We start from the raw sequence: 20,770 nt of genomic DNA on the forward strand, positions 1-20,770 counted from the left end.
ACCTGCAGGGAATTTCCCGGCAGGTTTGTCCTATTAGAGGGGGGATTATGTGCAAGGTATAAAAAGATATTTACAATTTGTTAAACCATATCGATGGCTTATTGCTATTACAATTATTATTGGTCTTGTGAAGTTCGGTATCCCGCTTATTATGCCATGGTTATTAAAGTATATTATTGATGATGTTATTCAAGGCACGGGATCGCTTCAAGAAAAAACGTCTCAATTAATAACCGCAATTGGGATTGCTTTTTTTATTTTTGCAGTAGTAAGACCGCCGATAGAATATTATCGTCAATATTTCGCGCAGCGCATTGCCAATACAATACTATACGATTTACGAAAATACATTTTTGGGCACTTGCAAAAATTGAGCTTACGTTATTATTCGAACACAAAAACAGGGGAGCTTATTTCACGTGTAATCCATGATGTAGAACAAACGAAGGACTTTGTAATTACTGGTCTTATGAATGTCTGGTTAGATACTGCAACAATTGTTATTGCCATTATCGTTATGTTTTCTATGAATATAAAATTAACCTTTGTTGCTTTATTAATTTTACCTATTTATGTAGTTGCAGTGAAATATTTTTTCGGGCGCCTTCGAAAATTGACGAAAGAGCGCTCGCAAGCGTTAGCAACTATGCAAGGGTATTTACATGAACGTATTCAAGGGATGCAAGTGACACGTAGTTTTGCATTAGAAGAGTATGAAAGAGGACAGTTTGAAAAGAGAAATAATGAATTTTTAACGAAAGCACTAACTCATACGAGTTGGACGGCGAGAACGTTTTCGGTAGTGAATACGTTAACGGATTTAGGGCCGTTACTTGTTATTGGTTTTGCGACATATGAGGTAATTCAAGGGTCGTTAACACTGGGTACGATGGTTGCTTTTGTTGGATATATGGATAGTTTATATAGTCCGCTTCGTCGCCTTGTTAATTCATCTACAACATTAACACAGTCTTTCGCCTCGATGGATCGAGTGTTTGAATTGTTGGATGAAAAATACGATATTGTTAATGTGCCAAATGCGGTGCAAACGAAAAGGCTAGATGGGGAAGTTATATTTGATAATGTTTCTTTTCGTTATAATGCGGATGAAAAAGAAATATTGCATAATCTGTCATTAACTATGCGCCCGGGAGAGAAGGTTGCGCTTGTAGGGGCAAGTGGAGGAGGAAAGTCATCTCTTGCTAGTTTAATTCCGCGTTTTTACGATGTTTCTGAAGGTGCAGTTTATATAGACGGGATAGATGTAAGAAAGTATAATATGAGAAATTTACGTAGTCATATTGGAATTGTGCTACAAGATAATTTATTATTTAGCGATACAATCGGGGCTAATATTTTATATGGCAATCCGAAAGCTACAGAGGCGGAAGTGATTTCAGCTGCCAAAGCTGCACAAATTCATAATTTTATTACAGAGTTGCCAGAGGGCTATGATACTGTCGTTGGGGAACGTGGTGTGAAATTATCTGGTGGACAAAGACAGCGTGTAGCAATCGCACGGGTTTTTCTAAAGAATCCGTCTTTACTTATATTAGATGAAGCAACTTCCGCTTTAGATTTAGAAAATGAACGATATATTCAAGAGGCACTGCAAACGTTAGCTGCAGATCGGACAACAATTATTATTGCACATCGATTAGCGACGATTACGCATGTTGATACAATTATTTATGTTGAAGATGGTGAAATAAAAGAAAAGGGTTCTCATGAAGAGTTAATGAAAAAGAGGGGATTTTATTACAATCTATATCAACTTCAACATATAACAGAAACAGCTCCTTTAGCGTAAAAGGAGCTGTTTTTTATTCGTCTTCTTTTTTATCTTCGATTTGGAGTTCGCTTTCTGGTTTATGGTATGTGTAGAAGCTATCCACAAGTAAATCTAAATGCTCTACTTCCTCACTGTAGTTAATAATTGAAGAAATAAGAGGGAAGAGGTGTAACCATATTTTATATGCTTCCTCATCGTCCTTATTTTGATAATCCATAAAGATATCAATCAATTCTTGTTTACCGGTTTCAACTTCATCAAGCATCTCAACGGATTGTTGTTTCTTTGCTTTACCAATAAATTTTAATAACACTTGTTCGTGATAATGCGTTAATGAATCAAGTTCGTTTTGAATAGATTCCTGAAACTCTTCTGGCATATAGCGCAGTTCATTTTCGGTGCGATGTAATGATTTTAACGTGCTTAAAGCGCGGCTTGTTGTCGCTAACATTTGTCTGAATAAAACGAGCTTACGAATTTTCGCGAATTGTATTTTTTTCGTATAGCTTCTTTCTTCTTTATACAGCAAATAGTAATGATTTAGTTTAATCATTTTTTCTTTCATGCGATCAATATCGGTTTTTAGCGTTGTAAAATCAGAAGCTTGCCTACTGTTCATACGAATCCATTTAACAATTTCCTCTGTATTATCAACGATGCGATGGTAAAGTTTTGTTTCATATTTTGGCGGCATAAATACTAAATTTACAAGCGAAGCCGCAATAATTCCAATCATAATCGTCGCGAATCGAAGTAAGGCAAAATTAAAGAAATCTTCGCCTTGATACTCCATAATGGCGATAACTGTTACTAAAGCGAGTGATATTGTTTTTTCTAAGCGTAATTGTAAAGTAAGAGCAATTACTAATATACACGTTAATCCAATAATAAAAGGATTATGTCCAAAAGCAGTAGCAAATACGATAGCGAATACAGCACCAATTACGTTTGCTTGAATTTGCTCAAGAGCAGTTAAATACGAGCGGTATACAGACGGTTGAACAGCAAAGATAGCTGAGATTCCCGCAAATACAGGACTCGGTAATTGAAGTAAAATACAAGCAAATAAAGCTAATGTAATGGCAATACCCGTTTTTAAAATGCGAGCACCAAGTTTCATACCCTTATTGATATCCTTTCTCTTGTCATAATGAATGTACAACATGATACTATACATTCATTACAATATGTTAGCAAGTGATATTTTAGTGACGTTAAAAAGTTTAATAAATAAATTACAAATCAATTTATAATTTCTCCAAATTCTCTTTAAACATCTATTCTTTAATAAAAAAACCTGCTGAATTTCAGCAGGTTTCAAATTGTTAGTCTAGATTACTATGCGATGCTCGCTTCGTCAATTTTTTTATCACGCTATTTGTGGGCAGTAAAACTCCCACTTCAAAATGCGACTGGAGCAAAGAAGTTAGGTGGAAGATCAACTGCCCGTAAACGCCCGATTGGTGAGGGCTAATAATCAGTGGGGGATGAACAAAACCCCCACTGATTAAAGTTTCACTTTATGAAAATAAATATTGTACATGTCATTCAGTTGAAATAGATGGATCCGCCTGTTCTTTTTTCGGGATAATTTCATAGAAGTGAAGCTGGATATCATCTAATAATGGTGTTAACAAAGCGACTTCTTCATATTGTTCGTGCTCATTTAATACACGAATGTAGTCTAATAATAATTCATTCACATCTTGCAAACCATTTTTACTAATTGGCTGCAATGTTACATTTGCACCTTTAGCAATTCTTCTTTTTAAAGCGTGTTCTGTTAAACCTAAGTTTGGCTCATGATGTAAATAAACAACACCACCAGTCATGCCGGCACAAATCCATGGACCAGGATCTCCTAAAACAAGAGCGCGACCATTTGTCATATATTCAAAAGCAAATCCTTTTATATTAGAATATACTCCGATATTTCCTTGTTCTTTTTCGCGGAGTGGTTTTGTAATTCTGCCTCCAATTATCATATCTGCTCCAGAAAGGCGAATGCCAGCACGAGCATCAGCGTTACCTTGCACGTATAATGCACCTTTTTGAGCGCCGTATCCAAATCCTTTTCCGACAGAACCGTTATAATATGTTCCATCTGTTCCTTTTGCTTTCGTTATATAAATGCCACCGCCAAATGAAGTTTTTCCAATTCCATCTTGCGCGCCACCATTTACGTGTATAAATAAGTTCTCGCTATTGTACGCGCCTAATCCGTTTCCGGGAACAGATCCGTTTGTATACTTTAATGTAAGTGGTTCAAGATGAGTGTTTTCATATAATTTGCTACGAATACGATAACAGGATTCTAGACCGCCCATTACGCGTTGCTCTACGCCGACGCTTACTAATTCTTTTGACTGGAGAGAATTTGTTGTTTCAAATTGTTTTTCTTGTACAGATGCCGTTATTTTCACAGATGAATCTTCTATCGTTTGTATTAAATTACGTAAGTCTAATAAGTCCTTGCCTCGAGTTTGTTCTAATAAATCCGATCGTCCGATAATATCTTGTAAGTTTGTGTAACCGAGCTGCCCTGTTAAACGTTTCAATTCTGTACCGAAAGTAGTGAATAGGCTTAATAGCCCTGTAACTGCGCTTTCTAATTCACGTGGAACGAAACGGCGCAGTCCATGTTCTTTCGCTTGAGCTTCAGATTCAATTTGTGTTGCAATTCCGACGTGGCACGTATCAAGATGACAACCACGGCAAGTTGTACAGCCAATTGCAATCATTGATAATGTGCCAAATCCGATCCGGTTTGCTCCGAGGAGCATGATTTTTAAGGCGTCATTTACACTTCGAATACCGCCATCTGCCCAAATCTCTACTTTATGTCTCATATTTGCTTCTAGTAACGCATTGTGAGCAGCTTTAACACCAATCTCTACAGGAAGACCAACATGTTGCAATGCGTGAATACGCGCAGCACCTGTTCCGCCATCAAATCCACTAATGTTAATAAAGTCAGCGCCAGCTTTTGCGATACCAACAGCAATTGTTCCGATGTTAGGAACGACAGGAACTTTTACAGCTACTTTTGCAAGATGATTAGCCGTTTTAATTTCTGTAATCATTTGAGCCAAGTCTTCAATTGAATAAATATCATGGTTGTTAGAAGGTGAAATTAAATCCGAACCAATTGTAGCATTACGTGCTTCCGCAATTTTAGCAGTTACTTTTGAACCAGGCAAATGTCCACCTTCACCAGGCTTTGCTCCTTGACCTATTTTAATTTCAATTAAATTTGATGAATTTAGTAGTTCAGCGTTTACTCCAAATCGGCCAGATGCAACTTGTTGTCCGCGTGTATGTGGATACTTACCAATCATATCTTTAATTTCGCCGCCTTCACCGTTCAAACTAATCATATTTAGCTGATCGGCAGCTTCTGCATACGCGCGAAAGGCAATTTCATTTTGAGAACCAAATGACATAGAACTAATAATAAATGGTAAATCATGATTGTGAATGCCGATGGACACTTCTTCAGTCGGAACTACATGCTGTGCTTGTTTTGTTTGAACAAGGTGCCTGATTGCGATGGGAGTGTTTTTTTCTAATTCACTTAACTTGTCGCGGTAATCATCATAAGAATTTCCTTTTGCAACATCACCAATTGCTTTCCAAATCCGCGGGAATATATGAAATGATTTTCGCATTCTAACTTTTGGATTGTTAAAATCCTCAGCTCGAATTTTTGCATCTTCAGCAAGTGATTCAAGTGAAAAAGCTAAATTATTTGAACCGCAGAAGTTTGTAATTTGTAATATATTTGCGATTTCCTCATGTAATCCAATAGAGGAGAAGAGGCGACCGTAACCGCGTAATTCATGAATTCCAATCGTTGAAATTACTTTCTCAAGTCCTTTATTAAGTGCGGTATACAAATTAGTAATTGGTACTTTTGTTTCATCATTTACCGTTGCGAACAATAAATATGGATTAATACCATCTGCCCCTAATCCGTATAGCGTGACGATATCGTGTAAGGAGCGAAGGGCACCGGAACGTATAACGAGAGAGCATTTCCGGCGCAATTTATTTTCAGTTAATGCTTGATGTACTTTAGCAGTAACTAAATGTGGGTCAATCCATAACAGTTCATTTTGATGAGATTTAGCGTCATCTAATAATAGTAGGGAAGCACCATTTTTAACGGCTGCTATCGCTTCGGAACTAATTCGATTTAATGCGATTTGTAGAGTTTCTGATGGACTAAATGTAACAGAAATTGTAGAGACAGAGCTATGAGTAATGAATAGCTGTATAAGTTGTTCGTACGTAATCGTGTGTAAGTCTGCCGCGATAGATTGAGCTAAATTCCCTTCTAAAATAATGGGTGAAAGCATCTCGATTACAAATGGTTGTTTAGAGTTATCAAGTAAACCCGGACGCTCTCCGAGTACAGTACGTGTGGAGAAGTGTTCAACTTCGCGATCGCGATCGATTGCTGGATTTGTAACAACAGCTACACTTTCCTTAATGAAATCAGCAATATTTCGTCTATCTGTATCAAGTGCGGCAAGTGGTGAGTCATGCCCAAGTGACCGAATTGGTTCGACGCCTTTTGTCGCCATTTGTTCAAGGAGCTGAATATGTTCTCGATCCCAGCCGAAAGCGACGTATTGATTCGTTTCAACTTGAACCGAATCACATAATCCCTCAGTTTCTTTCGTTTCAGGGATAGATAAGTTTACATGATAATTGGTAACATCGATTCGTTTCTTAAAACGGTTATATACTTCAATTTGATAATTGTCGTATTCATAGAGAACGAGCTCATCTTGTTGATTCCATTTTAATCCAACTTTTTCTCCAGGAGCGAGTGGTTTCGGCTCTGCTACATATTCAGTTGGTGATACAACTCCAGGTTCAGAAGAGAAAATATAGGAGCTCTCTGTCTCTACTTTCCAAACTGGGCGTAATCCAAGGGAATCGACACTGAAAACAGCTTCATCTTTATAACGTGAAATAATACCAGCTGGACCTTGTGCGAAATGCCCCCAAGCCTCACGTATATAAGTGTATAAGTTTTGTAAGTTTGTTTCGTAAAGTTTTATTTCATTAATAATTGGTGGAAATAATATATCCATTGCTTCAAATAAACTGTAGTTATACTGAACGAGAAGGGTTTCTAAGGTGCGGTTTAAATCTTGGGAATCACTGCCGCCGGCAGTAAGTGGTACATTAATCATTTCAGCTTGATCGCGTAATTTTGCAATCGTGTTAATTTCGCCATTATGTCCGAGAATGCTAAATGGTTGTACACGAAAAAAATTAGATAACGTATTAGTAGAATAGCGATTATGTCCTAGTGTCATAGTTGAAGCGATAAGTGGGTGTTGTAAATCATTGTAATAAGCAACGAGTGTATCGCCAGCACCGAGAACTTTATATACAACATGTTCATGACTTAATGAGGCAACATGAATTGCTTCATTTTCTTCGATTTTTATTGTTACAGAAAATAATGTTTGTTCAATATTTTTAACTTCACTTTCGGCGATAAGGGCAATTTGCCAAAATAAAGGTTCTTCTTGTTTACCAAGAGGACCGAGTGCATCTGAGTTTATTACATCATCATTTTCGAGAACAATTGTAAAGCTTTCATTGTTTAGTTGCGTACGAATGTAATCTTTTAACTCAGCAATGTTTTCTTTTTTGTTTAGAAAAAAATGTCCAACGATAAAGTGGGGATGATCCACAATCGTTGGATTATATCCGCTACTTTTCAGTTTTTCATTCCAAAGTGCTTTTGGCATGTCGATATGAATTCCGATACCATCTCCCTCGCCATTAATGAAACCAGCTCTATGATTCATTTTGACTAGCGATTGTATACAAAGATCGATGTTTTCTTTTGTAGGAATTCTTCGTTTTTCCATAACGGAAACGATTCCACACGCATCATGTTCTGCATTTTTATAATTCCGAAATAAAGACGGTGTCCATTTATTTTTTTTGTTGAGCATCCGTCAATCCCCCCTCTGGAAAATGAAGTTTGAATAATCTTACTATTTAAGGCGTGAACTGCCTTGTATACATGGATAGTAAGGATATAAAAGAATATAAAACAGATAATTATGAATAATTATACTATTAATGAGGGATTTATGAAATAGAAAAAAGGAAAAAAGAGAGATGGGCTTTCTTTTTTCCTTTTGTAATGAAGAGATTATTTATTGTTCGCTAGGGTAGAAAATGCTCTGCCAACAGCTTCAATTGTATATTCAATATCTTCTTTTGTATGTTCTGTCGTTAAGAACCATGCTTCATATTTAGAAGGTGCTAAATTAATACCTTCTTGAAGCATCAGCTTGAAGAATCTACCGAACATTTCACCATCTGTATTTTTGGCTGCATCGTAATCTTCAATTGTATTTGTTGTGAAGTATACAGTTAATGCACCCTTTAGACGGTTTACTGTAATATCGATGTTATGTTTTGTAGCTTGATCTAAAATTCCTTTTTCAAGCATTGCGCCAAGTGCATCTAATTTCTCGTATACGCCTTCTTGTTGAAGTACTTCTAGACAGGCAATCCCTGATGCCATAGAAGCAGGGTTCCCAGCCATTGTACCAGCTTGGTATGCAGGGCCGAGCGGTGCAACTTGTTCCATAATTTCTTTCTTACCACCGTAAGCACCAATTGGAAGTCCACCGCCGATAACTTTACCAAGTGCTGTTAAATCTGGGGTTACGCCAAGTAAGTCTTGAGCGCCGCCATACATAAAGCGGAAAGCAGTAATAACTTCATCATAAATTACTAGTGCACCAGCTTCGTGAACAAGTTCATTAACTTTTTCAAGGAAGCCAGGTTTTGGCTCAACAATACCGAAGTTTCCAACGATTGGCTCTACAAGGATAGCTGCTACTTCATGTCCCCATTTATCTAACGCTTCTTTTAAAGTTTCTACATTATTAAATGGAACAGTAATAACTTCTTGAGCGATACTTTGTGGCACACCCGCTGAATCAGGAATTCCAAGAGTAGAAGGACCAGAGCCAGCTGCTACAAGTACTAAATCGGAATGACCGTGGTAACAACCAGCGAATTTCATAATTTTTGTGCGGCCAGTGTAAGCACGAGCAACACGAATGGTTGTCATAACGGATTCTGTACCAGAGTTCACGAAGCGAACTTTATCTAAAGCGGGCATTGCTTCTTTTAACATTTTTGCGAATTTTACTTCTAATGCTGTTGGAGTACCGTATAGTACGCCGTTTTCAGCCGCTGTTTTAATTGCTTCTGTTACGTGTGGGTGAGCATGTCCAGTAATAATAGGGCCATACGCTGCTAAATAGTCGATATATTTATTTCCATCTACATCCCAGAAATAAGCACCTTTTCCGCGTTCCATTGCAACAGGAGAACCGCCTCCAACTGCTTTAAAAGAACGGGAAGGACTATTAACACCACCAACGATATGTTCTAAAGCTTCTTTATGTAACGCTTCTGATTTTGTGAAATTCACTACAATTCATCTCCTTACAAAAATCTATGTATTATTCTAACATGTTTTTTGAAAAGACGTATTGTTTGTGATAGAAGGAGCAGTTGGGTAAACTATTCGTTGTGACATTTAGGAAGGGGGTCCGATTATGAAATCGGTAATTGAGGTACAAGGGTTACGTAAAGAGTTTACAGCTTATTCAAGCCGTCCGGGATTAAAGGGTGCATTTCGCGATTTATTAAATCGTAATTATAAAATAGTACCAGCAGTAAATGATGTTTCTTTTACTGTAAAGCAAGGTGAAATGGTTGGTTATATTGGTGAGAATGGTGCTGGTAAATCAACGACGATTAAAATGCTTACAGGGATTTTGACTCCGACATCAGGACAAATTACAGTGAATGGAATGAATCCACACAAACAGAGAGAAGAATTTGTAAGAACAATCGGCGTTGTGTTTGGTCAGCGTTCCCAGCTTTGGTGGGATATTGCTGTACAAGAATCATTTCGTTTATTGAAGAAAGTGTACGGTGTATCAGACGCTCAGTATAAGGAACATATGGAACATGTTATTGAAACGTTAGATATCGGTCCTTTGTTAGATAAACCGGTACGGAAATTATCTCTTGGTCAAAGAATGCGTTGTGAATTGGCAGCGGCGTTAATTCATAATCCGCCGTTATTATTTTTAGATGAGCCAACAATTGGACTAGATGTTCTTGTGAAATTGAAAATACGAGAATTCTTAAAAGAGATGAATGAACGTTATAAAACAACAATTTTATTAACGACACATGATATTACTGATATTGAAGCTTTATGTGAACGCGTCATCATGCTTGATGAAGGGAATATTATGTATGACGGATCTTTAGATAATCTTCGTACGCAGTGGGGAGTAGAGAAGGAAATACATTTTCAGTTTGTTGCCCCAGTTTCATACCAGGAGTTATCAATGGTTATGCCAGATAGCCATGTTGTTTGGTTAAAAGCGAAAGAAGAAAACGCATGGGTTGCAAAAATACCGAATGAAGAAGTTATCATTTCTATGTTGATTTCTAAAGTAGTACAAGCCTTTCAAATTAAAGATTTGAAAATTAACGAAGTGTCTACAGAGGAAATTATTCGTAACATTTATGAAGAAGGTATTATGCATGGGTAAGTATATTGAAATGATTCGGATTCGCTTTTTAATGATGCTTGCTTATCGTACAAATTATTACAGCGGGATTTTAATTTATACGATTAACATTGGTGCGTATTATTTTTTATGGCAAGCAATTTATAGCGGGAAAGAGAATATTGAAAGTTTATCTATTTCACAAATGACTACGTATATTGCGATCGCATGGATGGCACGCGCTTTTTATTTCAATAATATAGATAGAGAAATTGCGATGGAAATTCAAGAAGGACGTGTGGCGGTAGAGCTAATTCGTCCGTACAACTATTTAGGTATGAAAGTTATGCAAGGGCTTGGAGAAGGGATATTTCGTTTTGCTTTCTTTTCGATTCCGGGCATGGTTATTGTTACGTTATTATTTTCATTACAAATTACAACGAATTTTCAAACATGGTTATATTTCTTCCTATCTTTAATATTTAGTTTTATCATTAATACACAAATAAATTTAATGACAGGAATGCTTACATTCTTCTTATTTAATAATAGTGGAATTATGTATGCGAAACGTGTTGTTATCGATTTATTTTCTGGTTTATTATTACCGATTAGTTTTTATCCGTTATGGGCCCAAAAAGCAATGGTGTTTTTACCGTTTCAAGCAATTAGTTATATTCCAAGTATGATTTTCTCTGAAGGTATACAAGGAAGTAAGTTATATGAAGCTTTATTATTTCAAGTGATTTGGGCAATTATACTTATTATTCCAATTGTACTGATGTGGAAAACGGCGAGAAAACGTCTAATCGTACAAGGGGGATGATGAGATGATATATATAAAATTATTTTTGCAATATGCAAGTCAATATATAAAAACAAAATTGGAGTATCGTGGCGATTTTATCGTCGGATTACTTTCAGATTTATCACTACAAGCTGTTAATTTAATCTTCATTCTCGTTGTGTTTGGGCATACCCAAGCACTAAAAGGGTGGAGCCGAGAAGAAGTAATCTTTATTTATGGTTTCTTTTTAGTACCGTTTGCCATTTTTTCAGCTTTCTTTAATATATGGGATTTTAATGATCGTTACATTATTAAAGGAGAAATGGATCGTATATTAACGAGACCGATTCATAGTTTATTTCAAATTATATTAGAAAGAATGGAACTTGAATCTTTAATTGGAGCCATTACGGGGATTATTGTGATGGGTTATGCAGCAATGGAGCTGCAATTATCTTTTTACTGGTATGATTTCTTCTTATTCCTACTTATGGTAGGGGGAGGGGCACTTGTGTACGGCGGGATATTTGTTACGCTTGCAAGTCTTGGCTTTTGGTCGGATGCGAAAAGTTCCATTATGCCGCTTATGTATAACATAGGGAATTATGGACGCTATCCTGTTGATATTTATAACCGTGTTATTGGCTTTGTTTTAACGTTTGTTTTACCGTTTGCATTTGTTGGGGTATATCCAGCAGCATACTTTTTAAGAAAAACAGAGTGGAATAGCTATGCTTTCGCAACGCCGATTGTTGGTGTTATCTGTTTTACTATTGCAATTACCCTCTGGAATCAAGGGGTTAAACGATATCGTGGTGCGGGGAATTAATTATAGAAGCTTGTTCGTTTCTAAGGGATAAATCAGCTATAGTCCTCATACATATAAAATGAGGTGGAGGACATGTTATGGGGATTTATTCTATTAATTGCGGCAATCGCTATTTTGAGAAGTGTCCAATTATTATGGAGTTCATATTCAAATTCCAATCGTTTCTTTTCGCTGTACAATTTAGTTACGTTGTTTTTAATTTATACAACGGTACTGATTGCGTTTGGATTAAGTTATGTTGTGCTAGAGGAAATGGGTTTTGCGGTTTTAAAAGAAGATGGGGATAGGCTAAGTGCTCATTCCTTTCAACTCGTTGAAATATGTTTATATTTTAGCGCGGTTACTTTATTGTCCGTTGGATATGGTGATATAGCTCCGATTGGAATCGGAAGATGGATTGCAATTGGAGAAGCATTAATTGGATATACATTACCGTTTGCTTTTGTGGTAAGGACTGTAATGGACAATGAAAAATAAGGTAGCATTTGTTATAGTAATAGAAAAGAAAAGGAGTGATAACAATGATCACAGTAGGAGAAATAGCACCGGAATTCACATTAGAGGGAAGTACCGGAGAACAAATCCGCTTAGCTGACTTCCGAGGTAAAAATGTAGTTTTATATTTTTACCCGAAAGATATGACTCCAGGGTGTACAACCGAAGCATGTGATTTTCGTGATGCATATGGATTATTCCAAGAGAAGGACACGGTCATCCTTGGCGTAAGTCCTGATTCGGTGAACAGACATATGAAATTCATCGAGAAGCATGAGCTTCCATTTGTACTTTTAGTAGATGAAGATCATAAAGTAGCAGAATTGTACGATGTTTGGAAGTTGAAAAAGAACTTTGGAAAAGAGTACATGGGAATCGAGCGTTCTACATTCCTTATCAATAAAGATGGTGAACTTGTAAAAGAATGGCGTAAAGTGAAAGTGAAGGGACATATTGAGGACGTTCTTTCTTATATAAAATAAATCTATATTAATGTGGAAAAAAATACATATGTAAGGCATGCGTCTATACATATTTTCTTGCGATACATAAAGTGAAAGTGTAGGGCATACCTCCTCAGATGATAGTATTCCAAGTGCGATTATGTCGCACTTTTTTCTATGTAAATGTATAGGAAATGCGGGAAGGTACATAAGAATAAGGCTATATACAAAAATAAACCACATACTTATAGTAGAAATATTGACGATTTATAAGAAAAAGAGTACACTCTTTATAAGAATTATAAAATAATAATCCGTATAGAATCGGGGTGCATGACGGTGGTCAAAGAAGAATTAAAAGAAGCGCTAGAAATGCTGAAAAATACGGGTGTACGCATTACTCCACAGCGTCATGCTATTTTAGAGTACCTTGTGGAATCTATGACGCACCCAACAGCGGATGACATTTATAAAGCATTAGAAGGTAAGTTTCCAAATATGAGTGTTGCAACTGTCTATAATAACTTGCGTGTGTTTAAAGAAGTTGGACTTGTAAAGGAATTAACTTATGGGGACGCTTCAAGTAGATTTGATTATGTTACAAGTCAACATTATCATGTGATTTGCGAAAAATGTGGTAAGATTGTTGATTTTCCTTATGGAGGTTTGGAACAGCTTGAAGAGGAAGCTGCGAAAACGACAGGATTCATTATTAATAGTCATCGCTTAGAAATTTATGGCGTTTGTCCAGAGTGTCATAAGGCGTAATATATAATAAAGAAAGAGGGTGACGATTAAGTCACCCTCTTTCTTTATTATATAGGGATGAAAAAATACTAAAGTGAAAGTACGTGTTATCCTTTATAGCTTTTTTTATTGTATTTCTCATTAAATTCTTTTCCTTCTAAACTCGGATCCAGTGTTAAAGGTTGGTTGCAATGCATGCATGCGTCGACACGACCAAGCATTTTTGTTGGCTTATCGCAGCTTGGACAAATAATTTGTACAGTCTTAGTAGATAACATACCAATCCAAAAGTAAACGACAGTACTAGCGATAACAGCTAAAAAGCCAACCATCATAAATGTTGTCATAATAATAATGTTGTCACGGAAAAAGACTCCTAAGTATGCAATGAAGAGACCGATAAATACTAAACTTAATGCGAAGGTCCGAATTTTATTGATTTTGTTCGAATATTTAATGCTCATTCTCACCACGCTCCTATAATAACAATATAACATAAAATTTAGAATTTTCATTCGTGTGTAAACTTAGTAAAATGATAAGGAGATATGATTTTTTAAGCTTTTAACGGGATGTGAAATTTTTTTGTAAAAAGTATTGACCCTACATATACTGCATGATATATTAATAAACGTCGCTGATGCGGAAACGCAGTGAACGACAAAAAAAGAAATTCGAAAAACTTAGTTGACATCGGAATGCGAAGATGTTAACATAAGAAAGTCGCAATTGAGCGACTAAGTAGTTCTTTGAAAACTGAACGAAACAAACAACGTGAACGTCAATTTTTATTTTTAGATGCTAGACAAACTAACTTTATTGGAGAGTTTGATCCTGGCTCAGGATGAACGCTGGCGGCGTGCCTAATACATGCAAGTCGAGCGAATGGATTAAGAGCTTGCTCTTATGAAGTTAGCGGCGGACGGGTGAGTAACACGTGGGTAACCTACCCATAAGACTGGGATAACTCCGGGAAACCGGGGCTAATACCGGATAATATTTTGAACTGCATAGTTCGAAATTGAAAGGCGGCTTCGGCTGTCACTTATGGATGGACCCGCGTCGCATTAGCTAGTTGGTGAGGTAACGGCTCACCAAGGCGACGATGCGTAGCCGACCTGAGAGGGTGATCGGCCACACTGGGACTGAGACACGGCCCAGACTCCTACGGGAGGCAGCAGTAGGGAATCTTCCGCAATGGACGAAAGTCTGACGGAGCAACGCCGCGTGAGTGATGAAGGCTTTCGGGTCGTAAAACTCTGTTGTTAGGGAAGAACAAGTGCTAGTTGAATAAGCTGGCACCTTGACGGTACCTAACCAGAAAGCCACGGCTAACTACGTGCCAGCAGCCGCGGTAATACGTAGGTGGCAAGCGTTATCCGGAATTATTGGGCGTAAAGCGCGCGCAGGTGGTTTCTTAAGTCTGATGTGAAAGCCCACGGCTCAACCGTGGAGGGTCATTGGAAACTGGGAGACTTGAGTGCAGAAGAGGAAAGTGGAATTCCATGTGTAGCGGTGAAATGCGTAGAGATATGGAGGAACACCAGTGGCGAAGGCGACTTTCTGGTCTGTAACTGACACTGAGGCGCGAAAGCGTGGGGAGCAAACAGGATTAGATACCCTGGTAGTCCACGCCGTAAACGATGAGTGCTAAGTGTTAGAGGGTTTCCGCCCTTTAGTGCTGAAGTTAACGCATTAAGCACTCCGCCTGGGGAGTACGGCCGCAAGGCTGAAACTCAAAGGAATTGACGGGGGCCCGCACAAGCGGTGGAGCATGTGGTTTAATTCGAAGCAACGCGAAGAACCTTACCAGGTCTTGACATCCTCTGAAAACTCTAGAGATAGAGCTTCTCCTTCGGGAGCAGAGTGACAGGTGGTGCATGGTTGTCGTCAGCTCGTGTCGTGAGATGTTGGGTTAAGTCCCGCAACGAGCGCAACCCTTGATCTTAGTTGCCATCATTAAGTTGGGCACTCTAAGGTGACTGCCGGTGACAAACCGGAGGAAGGTGGGGATGACGTCAAATCATCATGCCCCTTATGACCTGGGCTACACACGTGCTACAATGGACGGTACAAAGAGCTGCAAGACCGCGAGGTGGAGCTAATCTCATAAAACCGTTCTCAGTTCGGATTGTAGGCTGCAACTCGCCTACATGAAGCTGGAATCGCTAGTAATCGCGGATCAGCATGCCGCGGTGAATACGTTCCCGGGCCTTGTACACACCGCCCGTCACACCACGAGAGTTTGTAACACCCGAAGTCGGTGGGGTAACCTTTATGGAGCCAGCCGCCTAAGGTGGGACAGATGATTGGGGTGAAGTCGTAACAAGGTAGCCGTATCGGAAGGTGCGGCTGGATCACCTCCTTTCTATGGAGAATTGATGAACGCAGTTCATCAATAAACGTTGACTTGTTTTGTTTCGTTCAGTTTTGAGAGAACTATCTCTCAAGTTTAAATGTATGTTCTTTGAAAACTAGATAACAGTGTAGCTCATATTTTTTTAATTTTAGTTTGGTTAAGTTAGAAAGGGCGCACGGTGGATGCCTTGACACTAGGAGTCGATGAAGGACGGGACTAACGCCGATATGCTTCGGGGAGCTGTAAGTAAGCTTTGATCCGAAGATTTCCGAATGGGGAAACCCACTATACGTAATGGTATGGTATCCTTACCTGAATACATAGGGTATGGAAGACAGACCCAGGGAACTGAAACATCTAAGTACCTGGAGGAAGAGAAAGCAAATGCGATTTCCTGAGTAGCGGCGAGCGAAACGGAATCTAGCCCAAACCAAGAGGCTTGCCTCTTGGGGTTGTAGGACATTCTATACGGAGTTACAAAGGAACGAGGTAGACGAAGCGACCTGGAAAGGTCCGTCACAGAGGGTAATAACCCCGTAGTCGAAACTTCGTTCTCTCTTGAATGTATCCTGAGTACGGCGGAACACGTGAAATTCCGTCGGAATCTGGGAGGACCATCTCCCAAGGCTAAATACTCCCTAGTGATCGATAGTGAACCAGTACCGTGAGGGAAAGGTGAAAAGCACCCCGGAAGGGGAGTGAAAGAGATCCTGAAACCGTGTGCCTACAAATAGTCAGAGCCCGTTAATGGGTGATGGCGTGCCTTTTGTAGAATGAACCGGCGAGTTACGATCCCGTGCAAGGTTAAGCTGAAGAGGCGGAGCCGCAGCGAAAGCGAGTCTGAATAGGGCGTTTAGTACGTGGTCGTAGACCCGAAACCAGGTGATCTACCCATGTCCAGGGTGAAGTTCAGGTAACACTGAATGGAGGCCCGAACCCACGCACGTTGAAAAGTGCGGGGATGAGGTGTGGGTAGCGGAGAAATTCCAATCGAACCTGGAGATAGCTGGTTCTCCCCGAAATAGCTTTAGGGCTAGCCTTAAGTGTAAGAGTCTTGGAGGTAGAGCACTGATTGAACTAGGGGTCCTCATCGGATTACCGAATTCAGTCAAACTCCGAATGCCAATGACTTATCCTTAGGAGTCAGACTGCGAGTGATAAGATCCGTAGTCAAGAGGGAAACAGCCCAGATCGCCAGCTAAGGTCCCAAAGTGTGTATTAAGTGGAAAAGGATGTGGAGTTGCTTAGACAACTAGGATGTTGGCTCAGAAGCAGCCACCATTTAAAGAGTGCGTAATAGCTCACTAGTCGAGTGACTCTGCGCCGAAAATGTACCGGGGCTAAATACACCACCGAAGCTGCGAATTGATACCAATGGTATCAGTGGTAGGGGAGCGTTCTAAGTGCAGTGAAGTCAGACCGGAAGGACTGGTGGAGCGCTTAGAAGTGAGAATGCCGGTATGAGTAGCGAAAGACGGGTGAGAATCCCGTCCACCGAATGCCTAAGGTTTCCTGAGGAAGGCTCGTCCGCTCAGGGTTAGTCAGGACCTAAGCCGAGGCCGACAGGCGTAGGCGATGGACAACAGGTTGATATTCCTGTACCACCTCTTTATCGTTTGAGCAATGGAGGGACGCAGAAGGATAGAAGAAGCGTGCGATTGGTTGTGCACGTCCAAGCAGTTAGGCTGATAAGTAGGCAAATCCGCTTATCGTGAAGGCTGAGCTGTGATGGGGAAGCTCCTTATGGAGCGAAGTCTTTGATTCCCCGCTGCCAAGAAAAGCTTCTAGCGAGATAAAAGGTGCCTGTACCGCAAACCGACACAGGTAGGCGAGGAGAGAATCCTAAGGTGTGCGAGAGAACTCTGGTTAAGGAACTCGGCAAAATGACCCCGTAACTTCGGGAGAAGGGGTGCTTTCTTAACGGAAAGCCGCAGTGAATAGGCCCAAGCGACTGTTTAGCAAAAACACAGGTCTCTGCGAAGCCGTAAGGCGAAGTATAGGGGCTGACACCTGCCCGGTGCTGGAAGGTTAAGGAGAGGGGTTAGCGTAAGCGAAGCTCTGAACTGAAGCCCCAGTAAACGGCGGCCGTAACTATAACGGTCCTAAGGTAGCGAAATTCCTTGTCGGGTAAGTTCCGACCCGCACGAAAGGTGTAACGATTTGGGCACTGTCTCAACCAGAGACTCGGTGAAATTATAGTACCTGTGAAGATGCAGGTTACCCGCGACAGGACGGAAAGACCCCGTGGAGCTTTACTGTAGCCTGATATTGAATTTTGGTACAGTTTGTACAGGATAGGCGGGAGCCATTGAAACCGGAGCGCTAGCTTCGGTGGAGGCGCTGGTGGGATACCGCCCTGACTGTATTGAAATTCTAACCTACGGGTCTTATCGACCCGGGAGACAGTGTCAGGTGGGCAGTTTGACTGGGGCGGTCGCCTCCTAAAGTGTAACGGAGGCGCCCAAAGGTTCCCTCAGAATGGTTGGAAATCATTCGTAGAGTGCAAAGGCATAAGGGAGCTTGACTGCGAGACCTACAAGTCGAGCAGGGACGAAAGTCGGGCTTAGTGATCCGGTGGTTCCGCATGGAAGGGCCATCGCTCAACGGATAAAAGCTACCCCGGGGATAACAGGCTTATCTCCCCCAAGAGTCCACATCGACGGGGAGGTTTGGCACCTCGATGTCGGCTCATCGCATCCTGGGGCTGTAGTCGGTCCCAAGGGTTGGGCTGTTCGCCCATTAAAGCGGTACGCGAGCTGGGTTCAGAACGTCGTGAGACAGTTCGGTCCCTATCCGTCGTGGGCGCAGGAAATTTGAGAGGAGCTGTCCTTAGTACGAGAGGACCGGGATGGACGCACCGCTGGTGTACCAGTTGTTCTGCCAAGGGCATAGCTGGGTAGCTATGTGCGGAAGGGATAAGTGCTGAAAGCATCTAAGCATGAAGCCCCCCTCAAGATGAGATTTCCCATAGCGTAAGCTAGTAAGATCCCTGAAAGATGATCAGGTTGATAGGTTCGAGGTGGAAGCATGGTGACATGTGGAGCTGACGAATACTAATAGATCGAGGACTTAACCATATAATATGAAGCTAATGTTATCTAGTTTTGAGAGAATATAAAAAACTTATTGACTTTCAGGGTGAATAAGTTATAATAATGATTGTCTCAAAAGAATAATGTCTGGTAATGATGGCAGAGAGGTCACACCCGTTCCCATACCGAACACGGAAGTTAAGCTCTCTAGCGCCGATGGTAGTTGGGACCTTGTCCCTGTGAGAGTAGGACGTTGCCAGGCAATATTATTCCGCAGTAGCTCAGCGGTAGAGCTATCGGCTGTTAACCGATCGGTCGTAGGTTCGATTCCTACCTGCGGAGCCATTGGAGAGCTGTCCGAGTTGGCCGAAGGAGCACGATTGGAAATCGTGTATACGTCACAAGCGTATCAAGGGTTCGAATCCCTTGCTCTCCGCCATAAGGAATTTATAATATTTGGCCCGTTGGTCAAGTGGTTAAGACACCGCCCTTTCACGGCGGTAACACGGGTTCGAATCCCGTACGGGTCACCACTTTTGGAGGATTAGCTCAGCTGGGAGAGCACCTGCCTTACAAGCAGGGGGTCGGCGGTTCGATCCCGTCATCCTCCACCATATAAATTATATGAATAATATTGTCGCGGGGTGGAGCAGTACGGTAGCTCGTCGGGCTCATAACCCGAAGGTCGCAGGTTCAAATCCTGTCCCCGCAACCAAATGGTCCCGTGGTGTAGTGGTTAACATGCCTGCCTGTCACGCAGGAGATCGCCGGTTCGACCCCGGTCGGGACCGCCATTTTAATAAGGCTCGGTAGCTCAGTCGGTAGAGCAGAGGACTGAAAATCCTCGTGTCGGCGGTTCGATTCCGTCCCGAGCCACCATTTTAATAAAATATGCCGGCTTAGCTCAATTGGTAGAGCAACTGACTTGTAATCAGTAGGTTGGGGGTTCAAGTCCTCTAGCCGGCACCATGTAAGTTTCGGAGGGGTAGCGAAGTGGCTAAACGCGGCGGACTGTAAATCCGCTCCTTTGGGTTCGGCAGTTCGAATCTGCCCCCCTCCACCATTTTACATAGGGGCATAGTTTAAAGGTAGAACTGAGGTCTCCAAAACCTCCAGTGTGGGTTCAATTCCTACTGCCCCTGCCAAATATATAAACACAACATGGCGGTTGTGGCGAAGTGGTTAACGCACCGGATTGTGGCTCCGGCATTCGTGGGTTCAATTCCCATCAGTCGCCCCATTTTTATTTTTTAAAATTACAAATAAAATAATGGATACTTACATATAATTAAGTAAAACTTCGGTGGGCTATAGCCAAGCGGTAAGGCAACGGACTTTGACTCCGTCATGCGCTGGTTCGAATCCAGCTAGCCCAGCCATTTTTGCGGAAGTAGTTCAGTGGTAGAATACAACCTTGCCAAGGTTGGGGTCGCGGGTTCGAATCCCGTCTTCCGCTCCATTTTAACTTCATATGGCGGCATAGCCAAGTGGTAAGGCAGAGGTCTGCAAAACCTTTACCACCGGTTCAAATCCGGTTGCCGCCTTTCTTTTATGCCGATGTGGCGGAATTGGCAGACGCGCACGACTCAAAATCGTGTTCCTTCGGGAGTGTCGGTTCGACCCCGACCATCGGTATCACGAACGGCGTAACATTAAGGCTCTACACTAATTGTGTAGAGTTTTTTTGTGTTTTCTTCACACTAC

11 protein-coding genes, 15 tRNA genes and 3 rRNA genes are annotated in these 20,770 nt (G+C 40.8%); 25 read left to right on the forward strand and 4 right to left on the reverse strand.

Annotated elements, in window-relative coordinates; all coding sequences use genetic code 11:
* Positions 1–49 precede the first annotated feature (49 nt).
* Positions 50–1,810 carry an ABC transporter ATP-binding protein gene (locus tag JFT89_RS20360; protein WP_002063695.1) on the forward strand — a complete coding sequence of 587 codons (1,761 nt, stop codon included), beginning with the start codon at positions 50–52 and terminating at the stop codon, positions 1,808–1,810.
* Positions 1,811–1,823: 13 nt separating this feature from the next.
* Here JFT89_RS20360 and JFT89_RS20365 read toward each other — a convergent pair whose 3' ends face one another.
* From JFT89_RS20365 to hemL, 3 genes are all read right to left on the reverse strand, one after another.
* Positions 1,824–2,912 carry an aromatic acid exporter family protein gene (locus tag JFT89_RS20365; RefSeq protein ID WP_002063696.1) on the reverse strand — a complete coding sequence of 363 codons (1,089 nt, stop codon included), beginning with the start codon at positions 2,910–2,912 and terminating at the stop codon, positions 1,824–1,826.
* A gap of 424 nt (positions 2,913–3,336) precedes the next feature.
* Positions 3,337–7,773 carry a glutamate synthase-related protein gene (locus JFT89_RS20370; RefSeq protein ID WP_002063697.1) on the reverse strand — a complete coding sequence of 1,479 codons (4,437 nt, stop codon included), beginning with the start codon at positions 7,771–7,773 and terminating at the stop codon, positions 3,337–3,339.
* 203 nt (positions 7,774–7,976) lie between these two features.
* Positions 7,977–9,275, reverse strand: coding sequence for a glutamate-1-semialdehyde-2,1-aminomutase (gene hemL / locus JFT89_RS20375; protein ID WP_002010346.1), 1,299 nt, complete (start codon positions 9,273–9,275; stop codon positions 7,977–7,979).
* Between the two features lie 127 nt (positions 9,276–9,402).
* Here hemL and JFT89_RS20380 point away from each other — a divergent pair, with 127 nt between their 5' ends.
* The 6 genes from JFT89_RS20380 (at position 9,403) to perR (ending at position 13,696) form a co-directional block, all read left to right on the forward strand.
* A complete protein-coding gene (locus JFT89_RS20380; RefSeq protein ID WP_002010347.1) occupies positions 9,403–10,416 on the forward strand; it encodes an ABC transporter ATP-binding protein in 1,014 nt (337 codons plus the stop codon).
* A complete protein-coding gene (locus JFT89_RS20385; protein ID WP_000521522.1) occupies positions 10,409–11,200 on the forward strand; it encodes an ABC transporter permease in 792 nt (263 codons plus the stop codon). The genes JFT89_RS20380 and JFT89_RS20385 overlap by 8 nt, the downstream gene beginning before the upstream one ends.
* Positions 11,201–11,204: 4 nt before the next feature.
* Positions 11,205–11,990 carry an ABC transporter permease gene (locus tag JFT89_RS20390; RefSeq protein WP_002091114.1) on the forward strand — a complete coding sequence of 262 codons (786 nt, stop codon included), beginning with the start codon at positions 11,205–11,207 and terminating at the stop codon, positions 11,988–11,990.
* 72 nt (positions 11,991–12,062) lie between these two features.
* A complete protein-coding gene (locus JFT89_RS20395) occupies positions 12,063–12,467 on the forward strand; it encodes a potassium channel family protein (RefSeq protein ID WP_002063698.1) in 405 nt (134 codons plus the stop codon).
* Between the two features lie 44 nt (positions 12,468–12,511).
* The gene (bcp, locus tag JFT89_RS20400; protein ID WP_002010353.1) at positions 12,512–12,967 is read left to right on the forward strand and encodes a thioredoxin-dependent thiol peroxidase; all 456 of its coding nucleotides are present in this window, start codon (positions 12,512–12,514) and stop codon (positions 12,965–12,967) included.
* 300 nt (positions 12,968–13,267) lie between these two features.
* Positions 13,268–13,696, forward strand: coding sequence for a peroxide-responsive transcriptional repressor PerR (perR, locus tag JFT89_RS20405; RefSeq protein WP_165762387.1), 429 nt, complete (start codon positions 13,268–13,270; stop codon positions 13,694–13,696).
* Between the two features lie 86 nt (positions 13,697–13,782).
* Here the strand turns inward: perR and JFT89_RS20410 are convergent, their stop codons facing one another.
* Positions 13,783–14,139, reverse strand: a complete 357-nt coding sequence (locus tag JFT89_RS20410) for a YgzB family protein (RefSeq protein ID WP_002063699.1) — start codon at positions 14,137–14,139, stop codon at positions 13,783–13,785.
* Positions 14,140–14,491: 352 nt separating this feature from the next.
* On the opposite strand from JFT89_RS20410, the gene JFT89_RS20415 reads away from it, so the two are divergent.
* From JFT89_RS20415 to JFT89_RS20500, 18 genes are all read left to right on the forward strand, one after another.
* Positions 14,492–16,043: ribosomal RNA gene (locus JFT89_RS20415) — 16S ribosomal RNA — on the forward strand.
* 146 nt (positions 16,044–16,189) lie between these two features.
* Positions 16,190–19,111, forward strand: a 23S ribosomal RNA gene (locus JFT89_RS20420).
* Between the two features lie 101 nt (positions 19,112–19,212).
* Positions 19,213–19,328, forward strand: a 5S ribosomal RNA gene (rrf, locus tag JFT89_RS20425).
* Together the 16S, 23S and 5S rRNA genes with 15 tRNA genes alongside form the textbook arrangement of a ribosomal RNA operon.
* An 8-nt stretch (positions 19,329–19,336) precedes the next feature.
* Positions 19,337–19,411: transfer RNA gene (locus tag JFT89_RS20430), tRNA-Asn, on the forward strand.
* A 2-nt stretch (positions 19,412–19,413) separates the two neighbouring features.
* Positions 19,414–19,505, forward strand: a tRNA-Ser gene (locus tag JFT89_RS20435).
* A 19-nt stretch (positions 19,506–19,524) separates the two neighbouring features.
* A tRNA-Glu gene (locus JFT89_RS20440) sits at positions 19,525–19,599 on the forward strand.
* A 5-nt stretch (positions 19,600–19,604) separates the two neighbouring features.
* A tRNA-Val gene (locus JFT89_RS20445) sits at positions 19,605–19,680 on the forward strand.
* Between the two features lie 24 nt (positions 19,681–19,704).
* Positions 19,705–19,781: transfer RNA gene (locus JFT89_RS20450), tRNA-Met, on the forward strand.
* Positions 19,782–19,784: 3 nt separating this feature from the next.
* Positions 19,785–19,860: transfer RNA gene (locus JFT89_RS20455), tRNA-Asp, on the forward strand.
* Positions 19,861–19,869: 9 nt separating this feature from the next.
* A tRNA-Phe gene (locus tag JFT89_RS20460) sits at positions 19,870–19,945 on the forward strand.
* Between the two features lie 14 nt (positions 19,946–19,959).
* Positions 19,960–20,035 (forward strand) — tRNA-Thr (locus JFT89_RS20465).
* Positions 20,036–20,045: 10 nt separating this feature from the next.
* Positions 20,046–20,129, forward strand: a tRNA-Tyr gene (locus JFT89_RS20470).
* Between the two features lie 8 nt (positions 20,130–20,137).
* Positions 20,138–20,211 (forward strand) — tRNA-Trp (locus tag JFT89_RS20475).
* 19 nt (positions 20,212–20,230) lie between these two features.
* Positions 20,231–20,306, forward strand: a tRNA-His gene (locus JFT89_RS20480).
* 64 nt (positions 20,307–20,370) lie between these two features.
* Positions 20,371–20,445: transfer RNA gene (locus JFT89_RS20485), tRNA-Gln, on the forward strand.
* Between the two features lie 5 nt (positions 20,446–20,450).
* A tRNA-Gly gene (locus tag JFT89_RS20490) sits at positions 20,451–20,525 on the forward strand.
* A gap of 14 nt (positions 20,526–20,539) precedes the next feature.
* Positions 20,540–20,610, forward strand: a tRNA-Cys gene (locus tag JFT89_RS20495).
* A 9-nt stretch (positions 20,611–20,619) separates the two neighbouring features.
* A tRNA-Leu gene (locus tag JFT89_RS20500) sits at positions 20,620–20,701 on the forward strand.
* Positions 20,702–20,770: the final 69 nt, after the last annotated feature.

Source organism: Bacillus sp. TH25, from assembly GCF_016650935.1.
Classification (GTDB): Bacteria; Bacillota; Bacilli; order Bacillales; family Bacillaceae_G; genus Bacillus_A; species Bacillus_A mycoides.